Annotated in this window: 15 protein-coding genes; 6 read left to right on the top strand and 9 right to left on the bottom strand. The window is 58.9% G+C overall.

Translation table 11 applies throughout. The features are described from left to right. Nucleotides 1-42: 42 nt before the first annotated feature. A complete protein-coding gene (gene pepT, locus F3J36_RS01320) occupies nt 43-1,269 on the bottom strand; it encodes a peptidase T (protein WP_166718688.1) in 1,227 nt (408 codons plus the stop codon). 300 nt (nt 1,270-1,569) lie between these two features. On the opposite strand from pepT, the gene potA reads away from it, so the two are divergent. From potA to potD, 4 genes are read left to right on the top strand one after another with little or no spacing between them, the layout of a single operon-like run. Beyond that, the gene (potA, locus tag F3J36_RS01315; RefSeq protein WP_159378261.1) at nt 1,570-2,685 is read left to right on the top strand and encodes a spermidine/putrescine ABC transporter ATP-binding protein PotA; all 1,116 of its coding nucleotides are present in this window, start codon (nt 1,570-1,572) and stop codon (nt 2,683-2,685) included. Next, nucleotides 2,678-3,529 carry a spermidine/putrescine ABC transporter permease PotB gene (gene potB / locus F3J36_RS01310; protein ID WP_166719112.1) on the top strand — a complete coding sequence of 284 codons (852 nt, stop codon included), beginning with the start codon at nt 2,678-2,680 and terminating at the stop codon, nt 3,527-3,529. The genes potA and potB overlap by 8 nt, the downstream gene beginning before the upstream one ends. Continuing rightward, entirely contained in the window at nt 3,526-4,299 is a 774-nt protein-coding gene (gene potC, locus F3J36_RS01305; RefSeq protein WP_166718687.1) for a spermidine/putrescine ABC transporter permease PotC, read from the top strand. The genes potB and potC overlap by 4 nt, the downstream gene beginning before the upstream one ends. 10 nt (nt 4,300-4,309) lie before the next feature. Beyond that, nucleotides 4,310-5,353, top strand: coding sequence for a spermidine/putrescine ABC transporter substrate-binding protein PotD (potD, locus tag F3J36_RS01300; protein ID WP_088517713.1), 1,044 nt, complete (start codon nt 4,310-4,312; stop codon nt 5,351-5,353). 224 nt (nt 5,354-5,577) lie between these two features. Here potD and cobB read toward each other — a convergent pair whose 3' ends face one another. The 4 genes from cobB to lolC all read right to left on the bottom strand — a co-directional run bounded on the left by cobB (nt 5,578) and on the right by lolC (nt 9,696). Beyond that, nucleotides 5,578-6,411, bottom strand: coding sequence for a Sir2 family NAD+-dependent deacetylase (gene cobB / locus F3J36_RS01295; protein WP_010617227.1), 834 nt, complete (start codon nt 6,409-6,411; stop codon nt 5,578-5,580). Between the two features lie 147 nt (nt 6,412-6,558). Continuing rightward, complete coding sequence (lolE, locus tag F3J36_RS01290; protein ID WP_150058313.1) at nt 6,559-7,803, bottom strand: lipoprotein-releasing ABC transporter permease subunit LolE; 1,245 nt, start codon at nt 7,801-7,803, stop codon at nt 6,559-6,561. Continuing rightward, complete coding sequence (gene lolD / locus F3J36_RS01285) at nt 7,803-8,504, bottom strand: lipoprotein-releasing ABC transporter ATP-binding protein LolD (protein WP_166718686.1); 702 nt, start codon at nt 8,502-8,504, stop codon at nt 7,803-7,805. Before lolD ends, lolE begins: the two co-directional genes overlap by 1 nt. After that, nucleotides 8,497-9,696 carry a lipoprotein-releasing ABC transporter permease subunit LolC gene (gene lolC / locus F3J36_RS01280; protein WP_021506387.1) on the bottom strand — a complete coding sequence of 400 codons (1,200 nt, stop codon included), beginning with the start codon at nt 9,694-9,696 and terminating at the stop codon, nt 8,497-8,499. The genes lolD and lolC overlap by 8 nt, the downstream gene beginning before the upstream one ends. Nucleotides 9,697-9,944: 248 nt before the next feature. Here lolC and F3J36_RS01275 point away from each other — a divergent pair, with 248 nt between their 5' ends. Beyond that, nucleotides 9,945-10,154, top strand: coding sequence for a hypothetical protein (locus F3J36_RS01275; protein ID WP_021506388.1), 210 nt, complete (start codon nt 9,945-9,947; stop codon nt 10,152-10,154). A gap of 186 nt (nt 10,155-10,340) precedes the next feature. Further along, the gene (gene mfd, locus F3J36_RS01270) at nt 10,341-13,784 is read left to right on the top strand and encodes a transcription-repair coupling factor (protein WP_166719111.1); all 3,444 of its coding nucleotides are present in this window, start codon (nt 10,341-10,343) and stop codon (nt 13,782-13,784) included. Between the two features lie 126 nt (nt 13,785-13,910). Here the strand turns inward: mfd and F3J36_RS01265 are convergent, their stop codons facing one another. The 4 genes from F3J36_RS01265 to nagZ form a co-directional block, all read right to left on the bottom strand. Beyond that, nucleotides 13,911-14,453, bottom strand: coding sequence for a glycine zipper 2TM domain-containing protein (locus F3J36_RS01265; RefSeq protein ID WP_031279257.1), 543 nt, complete (start codon nt 14,451-14,453; stop codon nt 13,911-13,913). Nucleotides 14,454-14,750: 297 nt separating this feature from the next. Then, complete coding sequence (locus F3J36_RS01260; RefSeq protein ID WP_088516476.1) at nt 14,751-16,055, bottom strand: NAD(P)/FAD-dependent oxidoreductase; 1,305 nt, start codon at nt 16,053-16,055, stop codon at nt 14,751-14,753. A gap of 212 nt (nt 16,056-16,267) precedes the next feature. Continuing rightward, complete coding sequence (ycfP, locus tag F3J36_RS01255) at nt 16,268-16,810, bottom strand: alpha/beta hydrolase YcfP (RefSeq protein ID WP_021506392.1); 543 nt, start codon at nt 16,808-16,810, stop codon at nt 16,268-16,270. Nucleotides 16,811-16,849: 39 nt separating this feature from the next. After that, a complete protein-coding gene (nagZ, locus tag F3J36_RS01250; protein ID WP_166718685.1) occupies nt 16,850-17,893 on the bottom strand; it encodes a beta-N-acetylhexosaminidase in 1,044 nt (347 codons plus the stop codon). Nucleotides 17,894-17,902 lie beyond the last annotated feature (9 nt).

Below are 17,902 nucleotides of genomic sequence, written 5' to 3'. Positions count from 1 at the left end.
AGGGTTAGGGTGAGGGCAAGCCCCGCTCAGCCCCTCTCCGCCCTACTTCTTCTCCGCCGCGAGCGCGGCCAGACGCACGATCACCTCAACCGACTTCGCCATCACATTCAGCGACGCAAACTCATGTTTACCATGGTAATTGTAGCCGCCGGTAAACAGATTCGGACACGGCAGTCCTTTCCATGACAGCGCCGATCCGTCGGTGCCGCCGCGAATGGGCTTCACGTTCGGCTCAATACCGCAGTCGCGCATCGCCTGCAGCGCCAGCTCAATGATGTGCGGATGCGGTTCCACCTTCTCCCGCATATTGCGATAGCTGTCGCTGATCTCTACCTTAATGGAGCACTCAGCCTGCAGGCCTTTACTGACGCGGCGACCAATCTCCTGCAGCAGCTGCTTACGCTGTTCGTAGCTGTCGGCATCAAAATCACGAATCAGGTAGATCAGCTCGGCGTGCTCTACCGATCCCTTAATAGTGTGCAGGTGGAAAAAGCCTTCATAGCCGTCGGTAAACTGCGGCTTCTCTTTGGCCGGCAGCTCGGCGTGGAAACGCATTGCCAGGTCCAGCGCGTTCACCATCACGTTTTTCGCACTGCCGGGATGCACGTTGTTGCCGGTGATTTTGACCAGCGCCGTCGCAGCATTAAAGTTCTCGAACTCAAACTCGCCGAGATCGCTGCCGTCAACGGTATAAGCCCAGTCAGCCGCGAATCCCTCAACGTCGAAGTGCGACGTGCCGCGACCAATCTCTTCATCCGGGGTAAAGGCCACGCGAATGGCGCCGTGCGGCACATCCCCTTTGGCCAGCTCGGCCATTGCCGTCATGATCTCAGCGATACCGGCTTTATCATCAGCGCCCAGCAGCGTTTTACCGTCGGTGGTGATCAGCGTATGCCCGGTCAGCTTGTGCAGCACCGGGAACATCACCGGCGAGAGCACTTCATCCCCGTTGCCCAGCGCGATGTCACCGCCACGATAGTTTTCAATGATCTGCGGATTGACATTTTTCGCGGTGAAATCCGGCGAGGTATCCATGTGGGAAATAAAACCGATCACTGGCGTCGGCCAGTCGACGTTTGCCGGCAGGGTGCCCATCACACAGCAATGATCGCTTAAGGTGACGTCCACAAAACCCAGCGCAATAAGCTCTTCCTGTAACTGACGCGCCAGCGTCCACTGCCCTTCGCTGCTCGGCACCTGCCGCGCCTGAGGTTTTGCCTGGGTTTCTACTGCCACATAACTGAGAAAACGCTCAAGTAATTGATCCATCTGTCATCCCTCTAAAGAACCTGCATTATTATCATGGGGCCTGATTATCGCCATGTTGCGTCAAATCATTATCCTTCAGGTTAGCCCTCTCAGCCCAATCGTGCGCTGAAATTCGCCCTGCCAGCCACCCGTCCGGCTGGCCCGATGAGCATACTCCAGCAATTTGCAGACTTTTCAAGGTTATTCCGTGTCTGAACATGGCAATGGCGCATTTTTCAGGTATTATCGCGCCCTTCATCACGGCAAGCTGTCGCCGGCGGCTATGCTGTAACCTGATTCTCATCAGACTGAGTGACTAAAATGACGCAAACACGCGCGCAACAGGCGCTGGTTACGCTTTCTGGCATCAGTAAAGCTTTCGATGGCAAAACCATCATCCCGGATTTCGACCTGACCATCGGTCATGGCGAATTTATCACCCTGCTTGGCCCCTCCGGCTGCGGTAAGACCACGATTCTGCGCCTGATCGCCGGGCTGGAAAACGCCGACAGCGGACGTATCCATCTGGATGAGAGCGACATCACTGAAACGCCCGCCGAGCATCGCCATATCAATACCGTGTTTCAGAGCTACGCGCTGTTTCCGCACATGTCGGTATTTGAAAACGTCGCGTTTGGCCTGCGCATGCAGAAAACCCCGGCGGCAGAGCTGACGCAGCGCGTCAACGAGGCGCTGGCGATGGTGCAGCTGGAAAGCTTTGCCGCGCGCCGGCCGCACCAGCTCTCCGGCGGCCAGCAGCAGCGCGTGGCGATTGCGCGCGCGGTGGTCAACCGGCCCAAAGTGCTGCTGCTTGATGAGTCGCTCTCCGCGCTGGATTACAAATTGCGCCGCCAGATGCAAAACGAGCTGAAAGCGCTGCAGCGCAAGCTGGGCATCACGTTTGTGTTTGTCACGCACGATCAGGAAGAAGCGCTGACCATGTCCGACCGCATCGTGGTGATGCGTGACGGGCGCATCGAACAGGACGGCACACCGCGCGAGATCTACGAAGAGCCCGCGAACCTGTTTGTGGCGCGCTTCATTGGCGAAATCAATGTGTTTGATGCGGAAGTGATCGGCAGCGCGCAGGCGCCGCAGGTACGCGCTCGCGTCGAAGGCCGCGAGTGTGATATTCACTGCCCGTTCCCGGTCAAACCTGGCGATCGGCTGCATGTGCTGCTGCGACCGGAAGATTTGCGCGTCGAGGAGATCGATCACGACAGCCGCAGCGAAAACCTGATCGGCTATGTACGCGAACGCAACTATAAAGGCATGACGCTGGAATCCACCGTCGAACTGGAGAACGGCAAGCTGCTCACCGTCAGCGAGTTCTTTAATGAGGACGATCCGGATTTTGACCACTCGCTGAACCAGAAAATGGCGGTCAGCTGGGTGCCAAACTGGGAGGTGGTGCTGCCGTATGAAACGGATGCGTAATCGTCTGCAGAAAGCCATTGTGGCGCTGATCGTCGGCTGGCTGACGCTGTTCGTGTTGCTGCCGAATCTGATGATCTTCGCCACCAGCTTTCTGACGCGCGACGACGCGCACTTTGTCAGCATGGTGTTCACCATGAACAACTACGGCCGGCTCCTCGATCCGCTGTATGCCGACGTGCTGCTGCACTCGCTCAACATGGCCTGCATCGCCACGCTGTGCTGCCTGCTGCTCGGCTACCCTTTTGCCTGGTGCCTGACCAGACTGCCGGCGCGTCTGCGTCCGCTGATGCTGTTTCTGCTGATTGTGCCGTTCTGGACCAACTCGCTGATCCGCATTTATGGTCTGAAAATTTTTCTCAGCACGCGCGGCTGGCTCAATGAATTTCTGCTGTGGCTCGGCGTCATCGACAAGCCGTTTCGCATCATGTTTACCCCGGAAGCGGTGATCCTCGGACTGATCTATATTCTGCTGCCATTTATGGTGCTGCCGCTCTACTCCAGCCTTGAGAAGCTGGATAAATCCTGCCTGGAAGCGGCGCGCGATCTTGGCGCCAGCAGGCTACAGACCTTCATCCGTATCATTTTGCCGCTGACCCTGCCCGGTATCGTTGCCGGCGCGCTACTGGTATTTATCCCGGCGATGGGGTTGTTCTACGTAGCGGATTTAATGGGCGGAGCAAAGAACCTATTGATCGGTAACGTAATCAAAAGCCAGTTCCTCAATATTCGTGACTGGCCGTTTGGTGCCGCCACCAGCATTGTCATGACGCTGCTGATGGGGCTGATGCTGCTGGTTTACTGGCGCGCAGCGCGTCTGCTGAATCACAAGGCGGCATTGCAATGATGGCGCGCGGATTACGCTACGGCTTCATGGCCGTGATTTATGCCTGGTTCTACATTCCGATCATCATCCTGATCGTCAACTCCTTTAATGCCTCGCGCTTCGGCATCAACTGGCAGGGCTTCAGCACCCAGTGGTATCGCCTGCTGGTCAATAACGACAGCCTGATTCAGGCGGCGCAGCATTCGCTGATCATGGGCGTGCTGTCGGCCAGTTGCGCGACGCTGATCGGCTCGCTCACCGCCGTGGCGCTGTACCGCTACCGTTTTCGCGGCAAGCCGTTTGTCAGCGGTATGCTATTTGTGGTGATGATGTCGCCGGATATCGTGATGGCGATTTCGCTGCTGGTGCTGTTTATGCTGCTGGGGATTTCGCTCGGCTTCTGGTCGCTGCTGTTTTCCCACATCACTTTCTGCCTGCCGTTTGTGGTGATTACCGTCTATTCGCGCCTGAAAGGCTTTGACGTGCGCATGCTGGAGGCGGCAAAAGATCTCGGCGCCAGCGAAGTGACTATTCTGCGCAAGATTTTCCTGCCGCTGGCGCTGCCGGCAGTGGCCGCGGGCTGGCTGCTGAGTTTCACCCTGTCGATGGATGATGTGGTGGTGTCGTCATTTGTCACCGGGCCCGGCTTCGAAATTTTGCCGCTGAAAATTTATTCCATGGTGAAGGTGGGCGTGTCGCCGGAGGTGAACGCGCTGGCTACCATTTTGATGCTGCTGTCGCTGCTACTGGTGGCAGCCAGTCAGCTGTTGCTGCGTGATAAAACCAAATAGAGGATAACCGATGAAAAAGTGGTCTCACTGGCTGGCGGCTGGGGCGCTGGCACTGGGTATGCAAAGCGCTCAGGCGGATGACAACAACACGCTTTACTTCTATAACTGGACCGAATACGTGCCGCCCGGGCTGCTGGAGCAGTTCACCAAAGAGACCGGCATCAAAGTGATTTATTCCACCTATGAATCCAATGAAAGCATGTACGCCAAGCTGAAAACCTGGAAAGCAGGCGCTTACGATCTGGTGGTGCCGTCGACCTACTTCATCGCCAAAATGCGCAACGAGGGCATGCTGCAGAAGATCGACAAGTCACAGCTGAGCAACTTCCGCAACCTCGATCCCGACCTGCTGAACAAGCCGTTTGATCCGAACAACGACTATTCCATTCCCTATATCTGGGGCGCAACCGCCATTGGCGTGAACACCGACGAGGTGGATGCGAAAACCCTGACCCAATGGGCCGATCTGTGGAAACCTCAGTATAAGCAGAGCCTGCTGCTGACCGATGACGCGCGTGAAGTGTTCCAGATGGCGCTGCGCAAGCTCGGCTACTCCGGTAATACGCAGGATCCAAAACAGATTGAAGCCGCCTATGAAGAGCTGAAAAAGCTGATGCCGAACGTACTGGCGTTCAACTCGGATAATCCCGGTAATCCGTTTATGGAAGGCGAAGTCAACGTCGGCATGATCTGGAATGGCTCCGCCTGGGTGGCGCGCCAGGCTGGCACGCCGCTGCAGATTATCTGGCCGAAAGAGGGCGGGATTTTCTGGATGGATAACCTGGCGATCCCGGCGAATGCGAAAAATAAAGCGGGCGCGCTGAAGCTGATTAACTTCCTGCTGCGCCCGGATGTGGCGGCTAAAGTGGCGGAAACCATCGGTTATCCGACGCCCAACCTGGCGGCAAGAAAGCTGCTGCCGCCCGAGGTGGCCAGCGACCCGTCACTCTATCCGCCGGCTGAAGTGATCAAAAACGGCGAGTGGCAGAACGATGTCGGTGCCGCCAGCGTGCAGTACGAAACGCTGTTCCAGAAGCTGAAAGCGGGACGGTGAGGTTCTGAGGTGGGGATTCGGTGCGGCCTGGCCCTCACCCTGCCCTCTCCCAGAGGGAGAGGGTTCATTCGTGCTGGATTCGGCATTGGGAGAGGGTTCATGCGTGCCGGATTCAGCCTGTGGGAAAGACCCTACTGGATTTAGCCTGAGTTTCAGTCCGGCGCGTTTTTCCCCTTCTCCCGCCGGGAGAAGGCCGGGATGAGGGGAAACGCGCAGCGCACTGACTATTTATACAAGCCGCGCAAAAAAGTATGCACGAATTCGGGCACCACTTCGCTGGCTAAGCCGTAATGCGCTTCAGCGAATTCGTTACCGACCTGACTGGGGGCCAGATTCAGCTCCACGGTGTGCGCGCCCTGCAGTTTCGCCTCGTGCACAAATCCAGCCGCCGGATAGACGTGGCCTGAAGTGCCGATGGCGATAAACAGATCGGCCTGTTCCAGCGCCTGATAAATCTCCTCCATGCCGAGCGGCATTTCACCAAACCACACCACGTGCGGACGCAGCCGCGACGGGAACTGGCAGCAGGTACAGCGATCGTCCGGACCGACATCCTCCGTCCACGCCAGCACCTGACCGCTGTGCTCACAGCGCACCTTCAGTAATTCACCGTGCATATGCAGCACGCGCTGGCTGCCGGCGCGCTCGTGCAGGTTATCGATATTCTGCGTAACCAGCAGGAAATTATCGCCCAGCACCTGCTCCAGTTCGGCCAGCGCTTTGTGCGCCGCGTTAGGCTGGATTTCTGGCTGCTGCAGCTGACGCCGGCGCGCATTGTAGAACCCCTGCACCAGCGCCGGATCGCGGCGAAAGCCTTCGGGCGTCGCCACATCTTCCACGCGATGCTCTTCCCACAGGCCATCTTCCGCGCGGAAGGTGCGAATGCCGGATTCTGCCGAAATTCCGGCACCGGTCAGCACCACCACGTGCGGCTGCGGATGGGCGGCAAGTTCGACCTGACGATCGCGCTCAAAGATGCGCTGGCGAAAGCGCTGATGCACTTTGCGGCGGTTCTTTTTGTAGCGGGCGAGTCGAAGGCGGCGGCGCGGTTGGCGCATAAAGGCTCCTTAATCTGCGGCGCTGAACGCCGCGCTGCGGGTGTTTTCCGGGTTACTCAGACCCGATAATAGCGGCTGGGTATGACGGCTGCATGCCGCAGACGCTGAAAATGTGCGCAGCCGCGAAGGCGGCTGCGTGTTTTGTCTTTACTGACCGCTCAGCACGCGGGCAGGATCGATGCGGCTGGCGCGCCGCGCCGGATACCAGCTGGCAATCAGGCTCAGGCCAATCGCCGTCGCCAGCACGATGGCCACATCCAGCCAGTGCAGCTCAGACGGCAGGAAGTCGATAAAGTAGATATCGCCCGCCAGCAGCTGATGCCCGGTAAGGTGCTCCACTACGCGCATCACCGGCGTCAGATTGAGCGCCACCAGCACGCCGACCACCACACCGCTGACGCTGCCCAGCAGCCCGGCCAGCAGGCCATACCAGATAAAGATGGCACGAATCAGGCCGTCTTTCGCGCCCAGCGTGCGCAGCACGGCGATATCGCTGCTCTTGTCCTTCACCGCCATCACCAGCGTCGACACGATATTAAAGCAGGCCACGCCAATCACCAGCACCATCGCCAGATACATAATGGCGCGAATCATCTGGATATCACGATACATGTAGCCGTAAGTGCCAATCCAGCTGCGGATGGTGACATAGGAGTGCGTGGCTTCGCCGGCATCGCGCACCAGCTTTTGTGCCTGGAACGGATCGCTCATCTTCAGCGCAATGCCGCTGACGCTGTCGCCCAGATCCAGATACTTTTGCGCATCGGCCAGCGGCACCAGCGCCAGACTGTGATCCAGCATGCCGCTCAGCTGCAGAATACCGCTCACCTGCAGACGAATACGTTTTGGCTGCAGCAGTTTGTTCTCGCCATCATTATTCGGGATCATGATGGTGATCCAGTCGCCCTGCTGCACGTTGAGCGATTTGGCGATGCCGCCGCCCAGAATGATCTGCTGCCTGCCGGCGCTGAACTGCGACCAGGCATCACCGCTGACAAAACGCGGCAGCGCGCTGAGCCGCGGCTCCTGCTGCGGATCAACGCCCTTCACCTGCAGCGCCTGCAGCTTCGCACCGCTCTCAATCAATCCGGTAAAGTTAACGTAAGGTGCCGCCGCGGCGATGCCCGGCACCTGTTCGATGGGCGCAATCATCGGCTGCCAGTTGCGAAATGGCTGATTAACCGCCTCAATTTCGCCGTGCGGTACCACGGCCAGAATGCGATTGTTGAGCTCCCGCTCGAAACCGTTCATCGCGCTCAGCCCGATGATCAGCACCGCCACGCCAAGCGCAATGCCGATGGTCGAGATGATGGAGATCAGCGACACCATGCCGCCGCGCCGCCGGCCGCGGCTGAAGCGCAGCCCGAGCAGCAGGGATAAAGAGGACGCCATCAGATCGCTCCCAGCGTCAGGTGATCGCTCAGCTGGCCGTCGCGCATTTCCATCTGACGGCTCAGGCGCTTCGCCAGATTGAGGTCATGCGTCACCACCAGAAACGCGGTGCCCTGCTGCACGTTGAGCTCGCCGAGCAGTTCAAAAATGGCGTCCGCGTTGCGCGCATCGAGGTTACCGGTGGGCTCATCGGCCATCACCAGCCGCGGCCGGTTCACCAGCGCCCTGGCAATCGCCACGCGCTGACGTTCACCGCCCGACAGCTCAGAAGGCCGGTGCGCCGCGCGCTTTTCCAGACCAACCGCCGCCAGCATCTCGCGTGCGCGCGCTTCCGCTTCGGCTTTGCCGGTTTTGCCAATCAGCAACGGCATTGCCACGTTCTCCAGCGCGCTGAAGTCCGGCAGCAAATGGTGAAACTGATAAATAAAGCCGAGTTCACGGTTACGCAGCTCTGCTTTGGCCGACGACGACATGGCGTTGAGCGATTTCCCGTCAAACACCACGTCACCGGAGGTCGGTGCATCCAGCCCGCCCAGCAGGTGCAGTAAGGTACTTTTGCCGGAGCCGGAGCTACCGACGATGGCCGTCAGTTCGCCCGGCTGCAGGCTAAAAGCCACATTGCGCAGCACATCGGTCTGCACGCTGCCTTCCTGATAGCGTTTGCACAGGTCACGACACTGCAACAAAGGGGTATTACTCATAACGTAAAGCCTCAGCGGGTTGAACGGCGGCAGCGCGCCATGACGGATAGAGGGTAGACAGCAGCGCCACGGCCATCGAGACCAGCGCAATGGTGATCACCTGCCAGACATTGATATCCACCGGCAGCGCCGCGCCATCAAGGAACAGGCCGATCACCGGCATTAAATTGTTGAGCTGGCTGGCCAGCAGCACGCCCAGCAGCGTACCGAGCAGCGCACCGATAATACCGGCGCTGGCGCCCTGCACCATAAATACCGCGACGATTTGCCGCCGCGTTAAGCCCTGGGTTTGCAGGATCGCCACTTCCGCCTGCTTCTCCATGATCAGCAGACCCAGCGAGGTAATGATATTGAAGGCGGCCACGGCAATGATCAGGCTGAGCAGCAGCCCCATCATGTTTTTCTCCATGCGCACCGCCTGGAACAGGTCGCCCTTGCGTTCGCGCCAGTCTTTCCATGTCAGCCCCTGCGGCAGCGGCTGCTGGCTCAGCGCATCGACATTCAGCGGCTTATCCAGCCACAGGCGCCAGCCGGTAATGTTGCCGAGCGGATAGCGCATCACGCGCGAGGCATCCTGCTGGTTCACCAGAATCTGATAGCCATCGACTTCGCTATTGGCTGCGTAGGTACCGGCAACGGTAAAGATGCGCTGGCTCGGCACGCGCCCCACCGGGGTAAACTGACTGACCGATGGCACCATCAGGCGCAGCTGATCGCCGCGCTTCACGCCCAGCTGCGAGGCCAGCAGTTCACCGAGAATGACCTTATACTGGCCCGGCTGCAGCACGCTCTGCTGGGTGTTGACCAGATAAGGCGTCAGCGGATCCGGTTCGTCAGGATTGATGCCCAGCATCACGCCCACCGACACGTTGCGCGCACTCTGCAACACCACATCGGCCGTGGTCAGCGGCGCGATCCGCGTCACGCCCTGCAGTTTGAGATCCTGCGCGCGCATCTGCTGCGGATTGATGCTGCCGGTGTCGCTGGTCACCAGCGCCTGCGGCATCAGGCCGAGAATGTTGCCTTCCAGCTCGCGCTCAAAGCCGTTCATCACCGACAGCACCGTCACCAGTGCCAGCACGCCGAGCGTGATACCAATAGTCGAGAGCCAGGAGACGAAACGACCGAAACGGTCTGAAGCACGTCCACGCATGTAGCGCAAACCGATGAATAACGCGACTGGTTGATACATGAGATCCGTCTTGGCCGTTGCCCAAAATTAAGTAGAGCGATGATAAAGGAGCCGTCTGCTTTATGAAACCTCTAACCCGCTGAGTCAGTTGCAAAGTTTCGTCAAAATGCGTCCTCCTGCGCGACAATGCACAAAATTACGACAAAATAGTGACGCTATTAGTACGATTATTCGTCAGCAGGTGGGTTAGACTTAGCTTGCAGTACCGGTTTTCGCATCACAGTAAGCGCAGTACGGAGGTTCTTACCATGAGCAGGTTTCCTAAAGGCAGTATCGTTAAACATAAATCTGGCGAGATCAAAGGCGAAGTGGTCAATGTCTTTGAGCAGGGAGACGCGCTAACCGGTTATTATGTGAAGTGGGACGATGGCAACAACAGCTACCATGTCGAGCGCGAGCTGTCATGGGCCAATGTGGATCGTCCTCGCATGCACTACACACAGCAATCCAGTAAATAACGTGACGTGGCCAGGTCGCCATCAATGACGACCTGGCAACCGGCCATACTGGCGGCCCTTCAGGGTGCCTCTGATGCAAGGTGCGCATTCATGCGCCCTGACATAAACTCAGAAAGGAGAGATGATCCTCACGGCGGAATGTGGAATGATGACGCCCTGGAAACTGAGGAGAGAATGTCGGACCTTATGTCGGAACAGCGTCGTTATACCCTGCCTGCTAAAGCAGGCGACCATCGTCAGCTCGGTCAGCTGGTCGGCGCCGCGCAGGCGGTTGAGTGTGCCAGCATCACCGAACGCCACAGCGGTCCGGTGTTAATGATCACCCCGGATATGCAATCGGCCCTGCGGCTGCAGGAGGAGATCAGGCAGTTTACCGATCTGCCGGTCACCAATCTTGCTGACTGGGAAACACTGCCCTACGACAGCTTCTCGCCCCATCAGGACATTATTTCCGCCCGTCTTTCTACGCTGTACCAGCTGCCCACCCTGACGCGCGGCATGCTGATTCTGCCGGTCAATACGCTGATGCAGCGCGTTTGCCCGCACAGCTTCCTGCACGGCCATGCGCTGGTGATGCAGCAGGGCCAGAAACTGTCGCGCGATGCCCTGCGCGACCAGCTGGAGCAGGCCGGTTATCGCCATGTCGATCAGGTGATGGAGCATGGTGAGTACGCGACGCGCGGCGCGCTGCTCGACCTGTTCCCGATGGGCAGCGATCAGCCTTACCGCATCGATTTCTTTGATGATGAGATCGACAGCCTGCGCCTGTTTGACGTCGATTCACAGCGCACGCTGGAGGCGGTGAGCGCCATCAACCTGCTGCCGGCGCATGAATTTCCCACCGACAAAGCAGCCATTGAGCTGTTCCGCAGCCGCTGGCGTGAAACCTTCGACGTGCGGCGCGAACCCGAGCACGTCTATCAGCAGGTGAGCAAAGGCACGCTGCCGGCCGGAATTGAGTACTGGCAGCCGCTGTTTTTCGAGCAGGAACTGCCTACCCTGTTTAGCTATCTGCCCGCCAGCACGCTGGTGCTGAACAGCGGCGATCTGCACGCCAGCGCTGAGCGTTTCTGGCAGGATGCTAACGCACGCTATGAAAATCGCCGCATCGATCCTATGCGCCCGCTGCTGGAGCCGGCCACGCTGTGGCTGCGCCCGGATGCGCTGCTCAGCGAGCTGAAAAACTGGCCGCGCATGCAGCTCAGCGCTGAAACGCTGCCGGAGAAAGCCGCGAACAGTAATCTGGGCTATCAGCCATTGCCGGAGCTGACGGTGCAGGCGCAGGCCAAAGCGCCGCTCGATCTGCTGCGCCAGTTCCTCGAACAGTTTACCGGTCAGGTGATTTTCTCGGTAGAAAGCGAAGGTCGTCGCGAGAGCCTGCAGGAGCTGCTGTCCCGCATCAAACTGCGCCCGCAGCCGATTGATCGCTTCGAGCAGGCCGATGAGCAGCCGTACAGCCTGATGATTGGCGCCAGCGAGCGCGGTTTTATCGACACCCAGCGCCAGCGCGCGCTGATTTGCGAAAGCGATCTGCTCGGCGAGCGCGTCAGCCGGCGGCGTCAGGACAATCGGCGCACCATCAATCCGGATGTACTGATTCGTAACCTCGCCGAGCTGCACCCGGGCCAGCCGGTGGTGCATCTTGAACACGGCGTGGGGCGCTACATCGGCCTGACCACGCTGGAAGCCGGCGGTATCGTGGCCGAGTATCTGATGCTCTCCTATGCCGGCGATGCCAAACTTTACGTTCCGGTGTCATCGCTGCATCTGATCAGCCGTTACGCCGGCGGTGCCGATGAAAATGCGCCGCTGCACAAACTGGGCAGCGATGTCTGGTCACGCGCGCGCCAGAAAGCGGCGGAGAAAGTCCGGGACGTGGCCGCTGAGCTGCTGGATATCTATGCCCAGCGCGCGGCCAAGGCCGGCTTTGCCTTTAAGCACGACCGCGAGCAGTATCAGCTGTTCTGCGAAGGTTTCCCGTTTGAAACCACGCCGGATCAGGCGCAGGCAATTAACGCCGTGCTCAGCGATATGTGCCAGCCGCTGGCCATGGACCGCCTGGTGTGCGGCGACGTTGGCTTTGGTAAAACCGAAGTGGCGATGCGTGCCGCCTTCCTTGCGGTGGAGAATGGCAAACAGGTGGCGGTGCTGGTGCCAACCACCCTGCTGGCGCAGCAGCACTATGACAACTTCCGCGACCGCTTCGCCAACTGGCCGGTGCGCATTGAGATGCTGTCGCGCTTCCGCAGCGCCAAAGAGCAGGCGCAGGTGCTGGAACAGGCCAGCGAGGGCAAAATTGATATTCTGATCGGCACCCACAAGCTGCTGATGAGCGATCTGAAGTGGCGCGATCTCGGTTTGCTGATCGTCGATGAGGAGCATCGTTTCGGCGTGCGTCACAAAGAGCGCATCAAAGCGATGCGCGCTGACGTCGATATTCTGACGCTCACCGCCACGCCGATTCCGCGCACCCTGAACATGGCGATGAGCGGCATGCGCGATCTGTCGATTATCGCCACGCCACCGGCGCGCCGTCTGGCGGTGAAAACCTTCGTGCGCGAGTATGACAGCCTGGTGGTGCGCGAAGCGATCCTGCGTGAAGTGCTGCGCGGCGGTCAGGTTTACTATCTCTACAACGACGTCGAAAACATCGAGAAAGCGGCGCAGCGGCTGGCCGAGCTGGTGCCGGAAGCGCGCATCGCCATCGGCCACGGTCAGATGCGCGAGCGCGATCTGGAACGGGTGATGAACGATTTTCACCACCAGCGCTTCAACGTGCTGGTGTGCACCACCATCATCGAAACCGGGATTGATGTGCCGAGCGCCAATACCATCATCATTGAGCGCGCCGACCATTTCGGTCTGGCGCAGCTGCATCAGCTGCGTGGCCGCGTTGGCCGTTCACATCATCAGGCCTATGCCTGGCTGCTGACGCCGCACCCGAAAGCGATGACCACCGATGCCCAGAAGCGACTGGAAGCGATTGCCTCGCTGGAGGATCTTGGCGCTGGCTTTGCGCTGGCGACGCACGATCTGGAGATTCGCGGTGCCGGTGAACTGCTAGGTGAAGATCAGAGCGGTCAGATGGAGACCATTGGTTTCACGCTCTACATGGAGCTGCTGGAAAACGCGGTAGATGCACTTAAGGCCGGACGTGAGCCGTCGCTGGAAGATCTCACCAGCAATCAGACGGAGATTGAGCTGCGCATGCCTGCCCTGCTGCCGGATGATTTTATTCCGGATGTCAATACGCGCCTGTCGCTGTATAAACGCATCGCCAGTGCGGCCGATGAACAGGAGCTGGCCGAGCTGAAAATTGAGATGATCGATCGCTTCGGCAAGCTGCCCGACGCCGCGCGTAACCTGCTGGACATCGCCGCGCTGCGCCTGGTGGCGCGCCAGCTGGGGCTGCGTAAAATCGAAGCCAGCGAAAAAGGCGGCTTCTTTGAGTTCGCGCCACAGAATCAGGTCGATCCCGGCTGGCTGATCGGCCTGCTGCAGAAAGATGCGAAGCAGTGGAAGCTGGATGGCCCGACGCGACTGAAATTCACCCGCGATCTCAGCGAACGCAAAACGCGCATGGAATGGGTGCAGAATTTCGTCGCCGAGCTGGCGAAGAACCGGGTTTGATCGCCCAGCCGTTACGCAGCAGCGCTATGCGACGCGCTGCTGCGTACGGTGCAGTAGCCTGAGCATAAAAAAAAGCGCCTTGCGGCGCTTTTTTTGTTACTGCTGCTGTGAAGTAGCTTTGCCCAATCAGGCCTGATTCGAATTCAGGATCAGCTGACCATTACGGTCGAGCGGGATGCGGGTGCCAGGGTCATTCTCCATGCGGATTTTGCCCTGCTGGTCGCCTATTTTATAGGTCACGTCATAACCCAGCATTTTTTCCTGTTTATCGTACACGGTTTTGCAGCGCTGCTCGCTGGTGGTGTAAGTGTCACGATCCTGCAACGCACCCTGCACCTGGTTACCGCCGTAGCCGCCTGCCAGCGCACCAGCTACGGTCGCGATATCCCGGCCGCGGCCACCGCCGAACTGGTGACCAATCACACCACCGGCCACGGCACCCAGTACGGAACCGGCGATGCGGTTCTCATCCTGCACCGGACGACGGTGCGTGAGGGTAACGTTGCGGCACTCCTGACGCGGCTGCTTGATACTCTCTTTGATTGGCGTTGCCGAAAGCACCTGAGCATACTGCGGGCCACGATCAAACACATCCATGCTGGCGACGGCGGCCACGCCCAACGCTGCTGCTACGCCGATTCCAATACCCGCTAACATTGATTTATTCACAGGAATGTCCTCCTGAAGTTGTTACCGCGCATTCCTGCCGCAACCCGATCCCGGGTTACCGAGGCATCACCGGCGTGCGCGCCGCGCCGTGTTCGTTGGCATAAGTTTTACAGATGGTCCGAAAATGCAACATCAGATTAATGGAGGAAACGCAGCGGAAAGCCAGCAGGACCAGCTTTTAGGAGAGTTCTGAGCGGCAGTGTCATTGCGCCGTAACCTGGCGCTGATTGAACGGCAATCAGCGCCAGGTTACGGCAGCCGGGCACGCAGCGGGCGGGGGAGACCGCCCGCCAGCGATCAATGCAGTTTGAGACGCGGACGCAGCACGCGGTTGAGGCTGCCGACCAGCATCATCAGACCGGTCTTGAAGTATCCATGGAGCGCAATCTGGTGCATACGGTACAAGGAGATGTAAACAAAACGCGCAATGCGCCCTTCTACCATCATCGAACCGCGCATCAGGTTCCCCATCAGGCTGCCGACGGTACTGAAGCGCGACAGCGACACCAGCGAGCCGTGATCTTTATACACGTAGGCTTTGAGCGGCTTGCCTTTGCGCTGGGCGAGGATGTTTTCCAGCGCTCGCGACGCCATCTGGTGCGCCGACTGCGCGCGCGGCGGCACGAATCCGCCGCCCGGCAGCGCGCAGGAGGCGCAGTCGCCGATGGCGTAAATATCGTCGTCCAGCGTAGTCTGCAGCGTCTCTTTGACCACCAGCTGATTAATGCGGTTGGTCTCCAGCCCGCCAATCTCTTTCATGAAGTCTGGCGCTTTAATACCGGCCGCCCACACCATCAGATCGGCTTCGATGAATTCGCCCCCTTTGGTATTCAGACCGTTAGCTGCTGCGCTGGTGACCATGGTTTGCGTCAGTACGCGCACGCCAAGCTTGCTCAGTTCCTGATGCGCCGCTGCGGAGATGCGCGGTGGCAACGCAGGCAAAATACGCTCGCCGGCTTCCACCAGCGTAACGTTGAGCGCGCTGCTGTCGAGACCTTTATAGCCGTAGCTGTGCAGTTGTTTCACTGCGTTATACAGTTCTGCCGACAGCTCGACGCCGGTCGCGCCGCCGCCGACAATGGCGATATTGACTTTCTGCAGCTGTCCTTCGCTGGCAGAGAAGCGCAGGAACAGGTTGAGCATCTCATTGTGGAACCGACGCGCCTGATGCGGGTTGTCGAGGAAGATGCAGTGATCTTTCACGCCTGGCGTGCCGAAATCGTTCGAGGTGCTGCCCAGCGCCATCACCAGACGGTCATACGCCAGCTCGCGCTGCGGTACCAGCAGCCCACCCTCCGCGTCGCGGATCTCCGCCAGCTCAATGGTTTTAGCGTCGCGATTAATTTGCGTCAGCGAACCGAGCTGGAACTGGAAACCGTGGTTGCGCGCATGCGCCAGATAGCTGAGCGCATCAATACCTTCATCCATCGAACCGGTCGCCACTTCATGCAGCAGCGGTTTCCACAAATGGCTGTGGTTACGATCGACCAGGATGATCTCCGCCTTTTTCTTGCGGCCGAGTTTATGGCCGAGCTGCGTTGCCAGCTCCAGCCCTCCGGCACCGCCACCGACGATGACGATTTTTTCCATGCTTGTAGTCAATGAAGACCCCCTCAAAGTTGTAAACCAAAAGTTAATTAATGGTTACATAAAACCTTAATAAACATAGGGTTGGCGACGTTTAATCGCGAGCTGAGGGCAGAATAGCACGGCATAATCATCCGGAGATAAGAAAATTGATGTACATCAATCTTTGCACTGCATTATCAGAATGTTACACGTTTTGTGCGCCGCATCACACGGCGCAGCAGCACTCAGGCAAGGGTTTTGAACGCTTTGATGCGTTGCAGATGCGGGGCAATATTTTTGAATTTGTGGCTGGCCTCCTCGTCCCATACGATCTCGTAGTACGGGTGCAATGCGGCCGCGCTGCGCTGATTATCCAGCGCTTCATCGTGACGTGACAAAATGGTCAGGCAGCGGTCGCGGTTCTTTTCACGGAAGTTGCTGACGCATTTGGTGGCGATATCAAGATACTCTTCCGGCCGGTCGATCTTGCCTTCCATGTTTTCATCGGGAAACAGGTTGGGATTGAATATCGCCTGGCGCATGCCGCAAAGGAAGCCGATGCGTTCTGCCCAGTAGCCGCCCAGGCCGACGCCACAAATCAACGGATGCGCATCGCTGCCCTGCTGGAGCAGTTTGTCGCACTCTTTCAGCAGAAACTGCATGTCGTGTTTCGGATGGCGGGTGCTGTAGCTAATAAGTCTGACGTCCGGGTCAATAAACTGCAGCTGCAGCACCTTTTCATGGTTGCCCGGACTGTTGGAATCAAAACCGTGCAGATAGATGATCATGATTATCCTCAGCGTGGAGTGAGATCCGGGCAGCGGCGATTATCTGCCCGACGCTTTATGCGCCAGCCAGCGATCCTGCAGTTCACTGAGCTGACGGTGATTTTGCCGCCAGCGCTCGCTGGCCTGCAAACTCTGACGGTCAAAACGTCCCTGATGGTATAACTGCGTGACGCGCGTCGCCTGAATCGGCGTCAAATTATCCAGCACGCTCACCGCGCCAGCACGCTGATTGCACACCAGGATCATATCGCAGCCGGCATTCAGCGACTGCTGAGCCCGTTCCGCATAGCTGCCCATCACCGCCGCGCCCTCCATCGACAGATCGTCTGAGAAGATCACCCCGTTGAAGCCCAGCTCCTGCCGGAGCACCGTTTGCAGCCAGTAAGGCGAACCACTGGCCGGCAGCGGGTCCACTTCAGTATAGATAACATGCGCGGGCATCACCGCATCCAGCAGCTGCTCATCAATCAGCTGCTGGAAGATTGCCATGTCATGCTGGCGCAGCGTGGCGGCATCGCGCGTGTCGCGCGGCGTCTCTTTGTGCGAATCCGCGCTGACCGCGCCGTGGCCCGGGAAGTGCTTGCCGGTGGTTTTCATGCCGGCTTCGTGCATGCCGTGGATAAACTGGCGCGCCATCTGCAGCGCAATCGCCGGATCGGCATGGAAAGCGCGATCGCCGATGGCCGCGCTGATGTGGCCGATATCCAGCACCGGCGCAAAGCTGATATCGATATCCATGGCGATCATCTCCGCCGCCATTTGCCAGCCGGCCTGCTGCGCCAGCTCGCCAGCACGCGCCATGTCGTGCAGCGCGGCGAACGATTGCATCGCCGGCAGCTGGGTAAAACCGTCGCGGAAGCGCTGCACGCGCCCGCCTTCCTGATCGACCGCCACCAGCAGCCGGTTACGCGACGCCGCGCGAATCTGGCGCACCAGCTCCGCCAGCTGCGCAACATCATGGAAGTTGCGGGCGAACAGGATCAGTCCGCCTGTCAGCGGATGTTGCAGAATTTCGCGCTCTTCGGCGTCCAGCTCGTAGCCTTCGACGTCCAGCATCAGCGGTCCGGGCGTTGTCATTGTCATGTTTCGGTT

The sequence above is a fragment of the Pantoea sp. Cy-640 genome (assembly GCF_011752635.1).
GTDB lineage: Bacteria > Pseudomonadota > Gammaproteobacteria > Enterobacterales > Enterobacteriaceae > Pantoea > Pantoea dispersa.
Note: the sequence above shows the minus strand (reverse complement) of the source record. Positions and strands in the feature narration are given on the sequence as shown.

Bases quoted from the DNA above. Each gene is read 5' to 3' on its own strand.
- lolE (WP_150058313.1), bottom strand. From the start codon at position 7,803: ATGGCGTCCTCTTTATCCCTGCTGCTCGGGCTGCGCTTCAGCCGCGGC.
- potC (WP_166718687.1), top strand. From the start codon at position 3,526: ATGATGGCGCGCGGATTACGCTACGGCTTCATGGCCGTGATTTATGCC.
- ycfP (WP_021506392.1), bottom strand. From the start codon at position 16,810: ATGATCATCTATCTGCACGGTTTTGATTCCAACAGTCCGGGCAACCAT.
- mfd (WP_166719111.1), top strand. From the start codon at position 10,341: ATGTCGGAACAGCGTCGTTATACCCTGCCTGCTAAAGCAGGCGACCAT.
- pepT (WP_166718688.1), bottom strand. From the start codon at position 1,269: ATGGATCAATTACTTGAGCGTTTTCTCAGTTATGTGGCAGTAGAAACC.
- cobB (WP_010617227.1), bottom strand. From the start codon at position 6,411: ATGCGCCAACCGCGCCGCCGCCTTCGACTCGCCCGCTACAAAAAGAAC.
- lolD (WP_166718686.1), bottom strand. From the start codon at position 8,504: ATGAGTAATACCCCTTTGTTGCAGTGTCGTGACCTGTGCAAACGCTAT.
- potB (WP_166719112.1), top strand. From the start codon at position 2,678: ATGCGTAATCGTCTGCAGAAAGCCATTGTGGCGCTGATCGTCGGCTGG.
- lolC (WP_021506387.1), bottom strand. From the start codon at position 9,696: ATGTATCAACCAGTCGCGTTATTCATCGGTTTGCGCTACATGCGTGGA.
- potA (WP_159378261.1), top strand. From the start codon at position 1,570: ATGACGCAAACACGCGCGCAACAGGCGCTGGTTACGCTTTCTGGCATC.
- potD (WP_088517713.1), top strand. From the start codon at position 4,310: ATGAAAAAGTGGTCTCACTGGCTGGCGGCTGGGGCGCTGGCACTGGGT.
- nagZ (WP_166718685.1), bottom strand. From the start codon at position 17,893: ATGACAATGACAACGCCCGGACCGCTGATGCTGGACGTCGAAGGCTAC.
- F3J36_RS01275 (WP_021506388.1), top strand. From the start codon at position 9,945: ATGAGCAGGTTTCCTAAAGGCAGTATCGTTAAACATAAATCTGGCGAG.